General features: G+C 71.4%; 10 protein-coding genes and 1 pseudogene. 3 read left to right on the top strand and 8 right to left on the bottom strand.

Annotation, left to right across the window (positions count from 1 at the left end; genetic code table 11):
• Nucleotides 1–1410 (top strand): response regulator (locus GKQ77_RS19055; RefSeq protein ID WP_504739864.1); only part of this gene is annotated, 1410 nt, incomplete at its 5' end.
• A 31-nt stretch (nucleotides 1411–1441) separates the two neighbouring features.
• Here GKQ77_RS19055 and GKQ77_RS19050 read toward each other — a convergent pair.
• A complete protein-coding gene (locus tag GKQ77_RS19050) occupies nucleotides 1442–2017 on the bottom strand; it encodes a TetR/AcrR family transcriptional regulator (protein WP_219690120.1) in 576 nt (191 codons plus the stop codon).
• Between the two features lie 141 nt (nucleotides 2018–2158).
• Here GKQ77_RS19050 and GKQ77_RS19045 point away from each other — a divergent pair, with 141 nt between their 5' ends.
• Nucleotides 2159–3496 carry an MFS transporter gene (locus tag GKQ77_RS19045; protein WP_219690119.1) on the top strand — a complete coding sequence of 446 codons (1338 nt, stop codon included), beginning with the start codon at nucleotides 2159–2161 and terminating at the stop codon, nucleotides 3494–3496.
• On the opposite strand, the gene GKQ77_RS19040 is transcribed toward GKQ77_RS19045, so the two are convergent.
• The 7 genes from GKQ77_RS19040 to GKQ77_RS19010 form a co-directional block, all read right to left on the bottom strand.
• Nucleotides 3483–5153 carry a long-chain fatty acid--CoA ligase gene (locus tag GKQ77_RS19040; protein ID WP_219690118.1) on the bottom strand — a complete coding sequence of 557 codons (1671 nt, stop codon included), beginning with the start codon at nucleotides 5151–5153 and terminating at the stop codon, nucleotides 3483–3485. The two genes, GKQ77_RS19045 and GKQ77_RS19040, sit on opposite strands and share 14 nt — an antisense overlap.
• A 126-nt stretch (nucleotides 5154–5279) precedes the next feature.
• Nucleotides 5280–5861 (bottom strand): SigE family RNA polymerase sigma factor, encoded by a 582-nt coding sequence (locus GKQ77_RS19035; RefSeq protein ID WP_125513854.1) that lies wholly within the window; start codon nucleotides 5859–5861, stop codon nucleotides 5280–5282.
• 182 nt (nucleotides 5862–6043) lie between these two features.
• The gene (locus GKQ77_RS19030) at nucleotides 6044–6916 is read right to left on the bottom strand and encodes a DUF1906 domain-containing protein (RefSeq protein WP_219690117.1); all 873 of its coding nucleotides are present in this window, start codon (nucleotides 6914–6916) and stop codon (nucleotides 6044–6046) included.
• A gap of 52 nt (nucleotides 6917–6968) precedes the next feature.
• Nucleotides 6969–8135, bottom strand: coding sequence for a lipid-transfer protein (locus GKQ77_RS19025; RefSeq protein ID WP_219690116.1), 1167 nt, complete (start codon nucleotides 8133–8135; stop codon nucleotides 6969–6971).
• Nucleotides 8136–8154: 19 nt separating this feature from the next.
• Complete coding sequence (locus tag GKQ77_RS19020) at nucleotides 8155–8562, bottom strand: MaoC family dehydratase (protein WP_219690115.1); 408 nt, start codon at nucleotides 8560–8562, stop codon at nucleotides 8155–8157.
• A gap of 43 nt (nucleotides 8563–8605) precedes the next feature.
• Entirely contained in the window at nucleotides 8606–9523 is a 918-nt protein-coding gene (locus tag GKQ77_RS19015) for a bifunctional MaoC family dehydratase N-terminal/OB-fold nucleic acid binding domain-containing protein (RefSeq protein ID WP_219690114.1), read from the bottom strand.
• A gap of 259 nt (nucleotides 9524–9782) precedes the next feature.
• Complete coding sequence (locus GKQ77_RS19010) at nucleotides 9783–10094, bottom strand: hypothetical protein (RefSeq protein ID WP_219690113.1); 312 nt, start codon at nucleotides 10092–10094, stop codon at nucleotides 9783–9785.
• Between the two features lie 417 nt (nucleotides 10095–10511).
• Between GKQ77_RS19010 and GKQ77_RS33475 the strand changes: the two are divergent.
• A pseudogene (locus GKQ77_RS33475) lies at nucleotides 10512–10634 on the top strand (bifunctional DNA primase/polymerase); the annotation flags it as partial.

The raw sequence follows: 10634 nt of genomic DNA, 5'->3' as shown, positions 1-10634 counted from the left end.
AGGCAGAGCCGTCAGGCCCCCGGCGCCGGACCGCTGCCCGCGCCGCAGCCGTGGCCCGACGGCACCACCCCCGCCGAAGGTGTGCCCGCGCAGGGCAACGCACACGCCGCCGGAACCCCCGCGCAAGGCGTGCCGACGCCCGCTCCGGCCACCGCCCTTCCGCCCGAGCGCGGCACGCAGGCGTCGCGGGCGGCCCAGCCGCTGCCCGCCGAGTCCGCGCCCGGTGACCCCAACTCGACGCAGGGGCGCGCCTTCAGCGTGCGTACGCTCGGCCAGGGCGTACCGTTCGGCCAGCAGCTCTCCGAGCAGCAGCAAGGCCACCAGGGCGCGCGGCCGCAGCACGCGCCCTCCCCGGCCACGCCCCCGCAGGACGGCGCGCCGCAGCAGGGCCAGGCCGCCGCCCCGCAGTCGCAGACCCTCGGCGGCTCCGGACGCCGACGCAGGCTGGGCACGCCCCCCGCTCCGGCGGGCGACGAGCGCCCGGAGGCCTCGGCGCGCCCCCACCCGCAGAGCGCGCCCCCGGCGCACCCCCAGTCCCGTATCCCGGCCTCCACCGAGGGAGCCGGACGTTCGTACGCGATCGGCGCCCCGGACGAGAACGCGGACGAAGGTCCGGAGCCGCTGGACGGCCCCGGTGGTGCGGTCGAGATCGCGAACCGCCCCCAGCCCCAGCCGATGGACGACGAGCTGCCGCCCGAGCCGCTGGACAACCCGCGCCGCCTCCTGGTGTGGCCCGCGCCGGACGTCACCACGCAGCAGGCGCTCAGCGACCGCGGCTACCGTCCCGTGATCGTGCACTCGCGCGAGGAGGTCGACGCGCAGATCGCGGCGTTCCCCGCGGCCCTCTTCGTGGACCCGCTGACCGGGCCGATCACGCGCACGGCACTGCAGTCGCTGCGGCAGGCCGCCGTGGCCGCCGAAGTGCCCGTGCTCGTGACGGCGGGACTCGGCCAGGCGACGCGCGAGGCGGCGTACGGCGCCGACCCCGCCGTACTCCTGAAGGCACTCGCCCCGCGCGACAGCGAGCAGCATCCTCCGCGCGTCCTGCTCATCGAGGAGCACGAGGAGATCGCGCTCGCCCTGACCGCGACCCTGGAGCGGCGCGGCATGCAGGTCGCGCGGGCCCAGAGCGACGCGGACGCGGTGACGCTCGCGGCGCAGATGCGGCCGAACCTCGTGGTCATGGACCTGCTCCAGGTGCGCCGCCGCCGGGCCGGGATCATCGACTGGCTGCGCGCGAACGGGCAGTTGAACCGCACTCCGCTGGTCGTCTACACCGCCGCCGTCGACGAGACGGAGCTGCCGCGCCTCGCGGCGGGCGAGACGGTGCTGTTCCTCGCCGAGCGCTCGACGAGCACCGAGGTGCAGAGCCGCATCGTCGACCTGCTGGCGAAGATCGGCACCAACTAGCACCGGGGCCGGTGCCGGTGCCGTTACCGGTTCAGGCGGTGATGCGCCGCACCGCCGCCTTGACGGAGGCGCGCAGCCGCTCGCGGTCGGCGTCCTCGTCGCCGACGAGGATCCGCCGCATCTGCGGCACGGCCGTGGACCAGCCGGCCAGCGCGACCACCATGAAGAGCAGGTGTGGCGCGGGGATCTCGTCGCTGATCACGCCCCTGGCCTGGGCATCGGCGAGTACGGCGACCTTGCGGTCGTAGTGATCGCGGCGCTCGTACTCGTCGGGCAGCTCCTCCGTGCCGTACTCGATGCCCTCCCAGAAGAGCAGGCGCAGCAGTTCGGGATGGTCGGCGTGGTAGTCCATCAGCCGGTCCATCCAGCCGTCCATGTCGTCCGCGTCGACGGGGTTGGAGACGGCCATGTCCAGCATCCGCTTCTCCAGGACCTGGGTGAACAGCTCCGCCTTGTTGCCGAAATAGGCGTAGATGAGCTGCTTGTTGGCCTTCGCCTGACTCGCGATGCGATCGATGCGGGCGCCCGCGATGCCGTACCGGGCGAACTCGGCGACCGCCGCCTCGAAAATCCGCGCCTTGGTGGCCTCGGGGTCTCTGACTGCCATGGGGACAGGGTAGGCGAACCCGTTCGGGTAACCAACCGGTTGGTTGCTTGACAGTGCGGCTCGGATGGGCGCAGACTTTTTCCAACCAACTAGTTGGTTGCCGCAATTCGGCCGCGCAGACACACAGGAGACCCATACGCCATGCCCTCATCCACTCCGCCCTCATCCACTCCGCCCTCGGCCCCTCAGGCCGCCGCGAAGCCCCCAAGCGCCGCCGCCCGGGCATCCGGACCGTCCCCGGGCCCTGGCCCGCGCCCTCTCTCCGCCCCGCACCCTCTCCCTGTCCCGCACGGCCTCTTCCTCGTCCTCATCGCGATCTGCACGGCCGTGACGGCCGCGAACATTTACATCGCCGCGCCCCTGCTCCCGCTGATAGCCCGTGACTTCGGGTCGACGCCGTCGGCCGTCGCGTGGATCGCCTCGGTCGCCCAGTTCGGGTACGCGGCAGGGCTGCTGTTCTTTGCCCCGCTCGGGGACAGCGTGAACCGCCGCAAGCTCGTCGCGGTGCTCTCCATGGTCACCGCGGGGGCGCTCGCCCTGGGCGCGGCCGCCTCGGGTGCCACCGGGCTCGCCGCCGCCGTCCTGGTGGCGTCCGCCGCGACGGTCGTGCCGCAGCTGCTGGTGCCGCTGGTCGCCGAGCGCGCGCCCGCGCACCGGCGGGCCAGCCATGTCGCGGCCCTCATCGCCGGGCTCTTCACGGGCATCGTCGCGGCCCGCGTCCTCGGCGGCCTCGTCGGCCAGGCCTTCGGCTGGCGGTACGTCTTCCTCGGCGCCGCCGCGCTGACGGCACTGCTCGGCCTCGCCTCGGCCGCCGTGCTGCCCGCCGAGAGCCGCCGCGGGTCAGGCTCGCTCTTCGCCGGCCTCGCGAAACTCCCCGGCGTGGTCCGCGGCTCCGCCGAGCTGCGCCGCGCCTGCATACGCCAGGCGGGGATGTACGGCGCGTGGAGCGCGCTGTGGACCTCGCTCGCGCTGCTCCTCACCGGCCGGGGCGGCGACGGCTATGGGATGACGACCGCGACGGCGGGCCTGTTCGGACTCTTCGGCCTCGCGGCGAGCCTCGTCGCACCGCTCGCGGGCGGCATGGTGGACCGCTTCGGCGCGGCGAAGGTCGTCGCGTACGGATACGCGCTCGCGGCCGTGTCGGTGCCTCTGTTCTGGCTGGGCGGCGGGGCGCTGTGGGCCCTGTGCGCGGCGGCGGTCGCCATCCACATGGCTCTGGTCGCCAACCACATCGCCAACCAGACCCTGGCGCTGACGACCACCTCCACGCCGGCGGTCGCCAACACCGCCTATGTGGTGGCCGGTTTCGCGGGCGGAGCGCTGGCCTCCGCGCTCGCGGGCAGCGCGTTCACCCACTGGGGGTGGACGGGCGTGTGCGCGGTCGCCGCCCTGTGGCTGGCGCTCGGATGGGCGACGACCGCGATACCCGGCCGCAAGGGCCGCAGGAGCAGTGGGGCCGATGGCGTCAGAGGCGCGTGACGTCCAACTCCCCGTCGGCGTACTGCCTGCGCAGGACCTTCTTGTCGAACTTGCCGACGCTGGTCTTCGGGACCGAGGGGATGACCGCCCAGCGCTCGGGGAGCTGCCACTTGGCGATGCTGCCGGCGAGGAAGTCGCGCAGGGACACGTAGTCGGCGTCCGCGCCCTCCTTCAACACGACTGTGGCGAGCGGGCGTTCGCCCCACTTCTCGTCGGGCACGGCGACGACCGCGGCCTCGGCGACGTCCGGGTGGGACATCAGGGCGTTCTCCAGCTCTACCGACGAGATCCACTCGCCGCCCGACTTGATGACGTCCTTCGCCCGGTCGGTGAGGGTGAGGAAGCCATCGGCGCTGATCACACCGACATCGCCGGTCTTCAGCCAGCCGTCCTCGCTGAACTTGTCCTCGGGCCGCAGGAGCTCGCCGCCCGCGCCGCCGTAGTAGGCGCCCGCGATCCAGGGGCCGCGCACCTCCAGCTCACCGGCCGACTCGCCGTCCCAGGGCAGGTGTTCACCACCGGGGCCGACAAGGCGGGCCTCGACGGCGGCGGGGAAGCGGCCCTGCGTGAGCCGGTAGCCGAACTCCTCTTCGGTGCCGATCGCGTGGGCCGGCGGCCGGGCGACCGTGCCGAGCGGGGACGTCTCCGTCATGCCCCAGGCGTGGCAGACCCGCATGCCGAGGCCGTCGAAAGCCTCCATCAGGGACGGCGGACAGGCCGAGCCGCCGATGGTGACCTGCTTGAGCGAACTGACGTCACGCGGCTTCGCGGTCAGCTCGGCGAGCAGGCCCTGCCAGATGGTGGGGACGGCGGCCGCGTGGGTGGGCCGCTCCGACTCGATCATCTCGGCGAGCGGGGCGGGCTGCAGGAAACGGTCCGGCATCAGCATGTTCACGCCGGTCATAAGGGTGGCGTGCGGGAGGCCCCACGCGTTCACATGAAATTGCGGGACCACGACGAGGGAGGTGTCCGCGTCGCTCAGACCCATCGACTGGGCCATGTTGACCTGCATGGAGTGCAGATAGATGGAGCGGTGGGAGTAGACGACGCCCTTGGGGTCGCCGGTGGTGCCGGAGGTGTAGCACATGGCGGCCGCGGCGCGCTCGTCCAGCTCGGGCCACTCATAGGAGGTGGGCTTACCGGCGAGCAGTTCCTCGTACTCATGCACCCGCACCCGCGCGTCCGCCAGGAGGGAGCGGTCACCGGGACCCGACACCACGACGTGCTCGACGGTCGTCATCTGGGGGAGAAGCGGCGCGAGCAGGCCGAGAAGGGAGCCGTTGACGATGATGACGCGGTCGGCGGCGTGGTTGACGATCCACGTCAGCTGGTCGGCGGGCAGCCGCAGATTGAGGGTGTGGAGGATGGCGCCCATACAGGGCGCGGCGTAATAGGCCTCGACGTGCTCTGCGTTGTTCCACATGAAAGTGGCGACGCGCTCGTCGTCGGTGACGCCGAGGTCCTCGCGCAGGGCGTGGGCGAGCTGCGCGGTGCGCTCACCGATCTCGCGGAAGGTGCGGCGCTGCGGGGCACTCTCCCCGGTCCAGGTGATGACCTGCGATGTGCCGTGCACGGTCGTGCCGTGCCGGAGAATCCGGGTGACGGTCAGCGGTACGTCCTGCATCGTGCTCAGCACGGCGTCCTCCTGGGGCGACATCGCCTACGCGGCGGTAGGGGCTGCGCTGATTCTGCGCGCATACCGCTCGGTATGTCACTAGTCCAGGACATGATCGATCATCGGCCGCCCACCGGAGCGCCGTCCCGTGGCTCGGCGCCCGCGCGCTCAGCGGACCGGCGTGAGTTCCGGGTCCTCGCGGAGCTTGCCGAGCGCGCGCGACACCGCGCTCTTCACCGTCCCGATCGAGACCCCGAGCACCTCGGCGGTCTGGGCCTCGCTGAGATCCTCGTAGTACCTGAGGACGACCATCGCCCGCTGCCGGTCCGGCAGCTTCATGATCGCGCGCCACATCGCGTCGTGCAGCACCTGATGCTCGGCCGGGTCCCCCGCGGGCGCCACCTCCGGCTCCGGCAGCTCGTCGCACGCGAACTCGTCGACCTTGCGCTTGCGCCACTGCGACGTGCGGGTGTTCAGCAGGGCGCGGCGCACATAGCCGTCGAGGGCGCGATGGTCCTCGATCCGGTCCCACGCGACATACGTCTTGGTCAGCGCGGTCTGCAACAAGTCCTCGGCATCGCTCGGATTCGCGGTCAGCGAGCGGGCGGTGCGCAGCAGCACGGGCTGGCGTGCCCGTACGTAGGACGCGAACGACGGGTAGGCGAAGGGCCCGGTGGCCCGCGCCGGACCCGTGCCCCGCGTCGCGGCCTTCGATGCGCTCGTGCACACGGACACCATGGATGCGGTCATGGCTCCACGCTAGAAGCGACCCCTACTAGCGCGGATCGGCCCCAAGTCCCGAAGCGGTGTCCGCCTCAGGTTGTACGAATGGTGCTGGCCCCACCTCCTACAGGTGGAGGAGACGGGGCGCACCCCTGAGTCTTCACCCCTGAGAACCGCCGCGGCGCACGGCCTCCGGCGGCCCGGGTTCCCTAGCCGACGCGGGCCACGGGGGCGTGCATCAGATTGCGGTCGATCACCAGTGTGCGTCCGCCGTGCCGCTCCGTCACGTTCCCCGCGTACTGGTGGATGCGCCGCCCCGGGCTCCAGGCGTTCGCGCTCAGGGACGGCTCGCGGTTCAGGTGCGGCCGGGTGCGCCAGCGCGCGAACCACATCACCGACGGAAGGTCCCGCACGCCCGCCCGCCGCGCCTGCTCCATGTGCCGCACACCGGAGTCGGCGCTGCTGTAGAAGCCGGGGACGTAGCCGAGTCTGCGCACCTCGCGGTCCCAGCCCCGTACGAAGGAGAGCGTGGTGCGGGCACACGCCTTCTTCCGGTAGGCGTACGCCTCCATGTCCAGGTAGAGCGGGCTGCGCGTCCGGAAGCCGACGGACTTGGCCCGGCGGACCGCGTCGCGTGCCTCCCGCTTCCCCTGGCTCCAGGGGTGTCTTCCGATGCGTACTCCCTTCTTGTTCTTCGCCACGACACAGGGCGACTGCGAACCCACGTACACGGGCAGCACCCGCCACCCCATCCGGTTCACCGCCCGTGTCCAGCTCCGGTTCAGGTGCAGCTGTCTCTTGCAGGCACGGCCGCGCCCGGCGTAGTAGACGCCCACGGCGCCGTACCGGGAGCTCTGCCAGCGGCGCATGGTGTCGACGGAGGGCGCGATGCAGGTGTCGAACGCGCGGCCGCGGTAGGCGGGCGCCCTGGCCGCCAGGTCGGCGGGAGCGGTCGCGGGGTCGGCCGGAGCGGTCGCGGGGTCGGTGGAGGCGGCCGCGGCGCCCGGTGGGGACGCGGTCAGATCGACGGTCAGGACAGCCAGGGCGAGGAGAAGTCCGATGATCAGCTTTTGGAGACGCATACGGTGAGTGAACGGCCCTTCGGCGCATACCCGGCCGGGACACGCGGTGCGTTCAGCCGTCCGACCCCAGAATCAGCCCCGAAGTGGGGACACCGGTGCCCGCGGTGACCAGGGTGTGCGCGGCGCCGGGTAGCTGGTTCACCGAGGTGCCCCGGATCTGCCGGACGGCCTCCGCCACGCCGTTCATCCCGTGCAGATACGCCTCCCCGAGCTGTCCGCCGTGGGTGTTCAGCGGCAGCCGCTCCTCGGCGACGAACCCCGCGGCCTCGCCCGGCCCGCAGAACCCGAACTCCTCCAACTGCATCAGCACGAACGGCGTGAAGTGGTCATAGAGAATGCCGACGTCGATATCGGCCGGTCCGAGCCCCGAGGTGCGCCACAGCTGCCGGGCCACGACGCTCATCTCCGGCAGCCCGCCCAGATCGTCGCGGTAGAAGCTGGTCATCTGCTCCTGCGCCCGGCCCGCCCCCTGCGCCGCCGCGGTGATCACGGCAGGCGGATGCGGAAGGTCACGGGCCCGCTCCACGCTCGTGACGACGATCGCCTGGCCACCGTCCGTCTCCTGGCAGCAGTCCAGGAGCCGCAGGGGCTCGACGATCCAGCGCGAGGCCGCGTGATCCGCGAGCGTGATCGGCTTGCCGTGGAAGTACGCCGCCGGGTTGGTGGCCGCGTACTTCCGGTCCACCACGGCCACCTGGCCGAAGGCGTCCGGCGTCAGACCGTACGTATGGAGGTAGCGCTGGGCCGCCATCGCCACCCAGGACGCGGGGGTCAGCAGACCGAACGGCAGGGCCCAGCCGAGCGCGGCGCCCTCGGCGGACGGTTCGCGCCGCTGCACCCCCGAGCCGAATCTCCGGCCCGAGCGCTCATTGAAAGCGCGGTAGCAGACGACGACTTCGGCCACCCCGGTCGCCACCGCGAGCGCCGCCTGCTGGACGGTGGCGCAGGCCGCACCGCCGCCGTAGTGGACGCGGGAGAAGAACGACAGCTCCCCGATGCCGACCGCCTGGGCGACCGTGATCTCCGGGTTGGTGTCCATGGTGAAGGTGACCATGCCGTCGACGTCGGCGGGGGCGAGCCCGGCGTCGTCGAGCGCCGTCCGCACCGCCTCCACCGCCAGCTTCAGCTCACTGCGCCCGGAGTCCTTGGAGAACTCCGTCGCCCCGATCCCGACGACCGCCGCCCTCCCCCCGAGGCCGTCGCGCATACGTAGACTCATGCGGCACCCCCCACGGGCCTCATGCGGCACCCCCGGCGGGCAGGGTCACCGTCACCGTGCCCGTGACGTGTCTGCCGATGCCGTTGGTCCCGATGACCTCGACGGTGGCCGTGTCGCCCTCGGGGCGGGCGTCGACCTTCTCGACCGTGCCGGTCAGCACCATGGTGTCCCCGGGGTAGTTGGGTGCGCCGAGCCGTATGGCCACTGTGTGCAGGGTGGCCGTCGGGCCGAAGTGGTCCGTGATGTACCGGCCGACCAGGCCGTTGGTCGTCAGGATGTTCATGAAGATGTCGGGGGAGCCCTTGGCCTTGGCCAGCTCCGCGTCGTGGTGCACGTCCTGGTAGTCGCGGGACGCGAGGGCACCGGCGACGATCAGGGTGCGGGTGACCGGAATCTCCAGCACCGGCAACTTTTCACCTGCCCTCATCCTCGTCCCCTCCCCGTGCTCCTCCGTGGGCGCGAAGTCCATGTCAGACCTCACCCCTCGCCCCGCCACCCAGCGCCTCGAACAGCGGCAGCTCCAATTCCTCGTCCACCCGCTGGAACACGAGCCGTACCGGCATCCCGATCCGCACCTTGTCGTAGGGCACCCCGACGATGTTGCTGACGATCCGCACGCCCTCCGCCAACTCGACGAGCCCCACCGCGTAGGGAGGGTCGAAGGCCGGGAAGGGCGGATGGTGCATCACGACGTACGAGAAGACCGTGCCCTCACCGCTCGCCTCGACCGTGTCCCACTCGGGCGAGCCGCAGGCGTTGCACCCCGGCAGCCAGGGGAAGCGCGACTCGCCGCAGCCGCCACAGCGCTGGATCAGCAGCCGGTGGGCGGTGACGCCCTCCCAGAACCCCGCGTTGTCCCGATTGATCACCGGGCGGGGGCGCTTGTCCTTGGGCGTCCGCCGCACGGGTGCGTACTTGAGGATGCGGAAGCGGTGCGTCCCCGCCGGTTCGCCATCCGCCCTGACGTCCATCCGCGTGGTGACGAAGTGGCCCGTGCCGAGCTTGGTGGTCTTGCGCTCCGACACCGACTCGATCACCGCGTCGAAGGTGATCTCGTCGCCGGGCCGTAACTCCCGTACGTACTCCTGCTCGCAGTCGGTGGCGACCACCGCGGTGTACCCCGCGTCGTCGAGCAGCGCGAGCAGGGCGTCGTACGCCTCGGAACGCCCCTGGTGCCCGGAGAGGCCACCCATCGTCCAGGCCTGCAACATCGTGGGCGGCGCTATGGGGTCCGCGCCCGCGTACGCGGGATTGGCGTCGCCCATCGCCTCGCACCAGTGCCTGATCATGGGTGCGTTGACCGGATCCTTGCCGAGGCCCGCCTCCGCCGCGGCCCTGCCCTCGAACGCCCTCAACTCCTCGTACGCGATGTCCCGCACAGCGTTCACCGACGCCCCCTCCGCATGCCGAGCCGCATCGTCGCGACGACCTCGCGCCGCACCTCGCTCACCCCGCCCCCGCACGTGACGTACCGCCAACGCTTTCTGACTGTCCGTCAGAATTGATGCCGAAGTCAAGAGACCGCACCCACGCCAGGCCCCACACACGACTGTGCGGCGACGCTGAAGCGCCGCCGCACAGGACCCCGTCACACCCCATACCTCGAACCCAGCGGAGCCGTCCCGAGCGGCTCCAGGGGTTCTCGGTTCACCAGAGTTCGGCGAAGTCCACCGAGACGTTCGTGTTCGACTGGTCGAGCGCCGTGAAGCCCGAACCGTTCACCTGGGCGGTGTTGTTCTGGTTCGAGGCGCCGCTGCCGACGGCCTGCTGCTGCGTGGTGGTCGAGTTGCCGTGGTTGCTGCCGCCGACGCCGCTGCCGTTCACGGTCGCCACTCCCGCGTTTGATCCATTGTTCGCGAAAGCGCCGTTATCGGCCGTCGCCACACCTGAGAAGAGCGCGGCGGCCAGAGGCAGTGCCGCGGCGGCGGCGATGACGCGGGCCGTACGAGTGCTTGCCATGTCTATTCCTCCAGAACAGGGGATACACACCGGCGTGAGCCGGAGGTACCGCGAACTACCGCTGATACCAAGGCAGTTGGCCGACCGCCTCGGAGCTTTGTACGACGTCGCGGGATCAGAGTTGCCCACCGAATCCCCGGCGAACCACCCCGGAAGCCCTGATTCCCTCGCAAGCGTGAGTACATGTCGATAAACCCTCCTCGCACCCCGAACACCCGACTCACCTCCGCGAGGGAGCACTCGCGCTCCGGACTCGTCCCATCCGGACCCGGGCGCGAAAGAAGGAGAAGCGTTCCGCCAATATCGGTCGGCATCCGCAAGAAGGGGGCGCTTCCCCGCTTCAGGCCCCACCCTCGGGACCCCACTCGCGACTCGCTCCCTCTTCCCTTCTTCGAACATACGTACGAAAATGAAGCCATGGCCACCATCGACCGCCATGCCGCCACTCTCGCGCTGGCCCACGCCCTGTCGGCCGCCGAGCGGGGCCTCGCGGTGATCCCGCTCTCCCGCACCAAACTCCCCGCCCTGCGCTCCCCCCAC

This window comes from Streptomyces anatolicus, from assembly GCF_019400875.1.
In the GTDB taxonomy this organism is placed as follows: Bacteria; Actinomycetota; Actinomycetes; order Streptomycetales; family Streptomycetaceae; genus Streptomyces; species Streptomyces anatolicus.
The sequence above is the reverse complement of the archived record's forward strand: the minus strand, read 5'-3'. Positions and strand labels throughout refer to the sequence as shown.

Excerpts from the sequence above, each read along its gene's own strand:
- GKQ77_RS19050 (WP_219690120.1), bottom strand. The coding sequence starts at position 2,017 with ATGGCAGTCAGAGACCCCGAGGCCACCAAGGCGCGGATTTTCGAGGCG.
- GKQ77_RS19045 (WP_219690119.1), top strand. The coding sequence starts at position 2,159 with ATGCCCTCATCCACTCCGCCCTCATCCACTCCGCCCTCGGCCCCTCAG.
- GKQ77_RS19040 (WP_219690118.1), bottom strand. The coding sequence starts at position 5,153 with ATGTCGCCCCAGGAGGACGCCGTGCTGAGCACGATGCAGGACGTACCG.
- GKQ77_RS19035 (WP_125513854.1), bottom strand. The coding sequence starts at position 5,861 with ATGACCGCATCCATGGTGTCCGTGTGCACGAGCGCATCGAAGGCCGCG.
- GKQ77_RS19030 (WP_219690117.1), bottom strand. The coding sequence starts at position 6,916 with ATGCGTCTCCAAAAGCTGATCATCGGACTTCTCCTCGCCCTGGCTGTC.
- GKQ77_RS19025 (WP_219690116.1), bottom strand. The coding sequence starts at position 8,135 with ATGAGTCTACGTATGCGCGACGGCCTCGGGGGGAGGGCGGCGGTCGTC.
- GKQ77_RS19020 (WP_219690115.1), bottom strand. The coding sequence starts at position 8,562 with ATGAGGGCAGGTGAAAAGTTGCCGGTGCTGGAGATTCCGGTCACCCGC.
- GKQ77_RS19010 (WP_219690113.1), bottom strand. The coding sequence starts at position 10,094 with ATGGCAAGCACTCGTACGGCCCGCGTCATCGCCGCCGCCGCGGCACTG.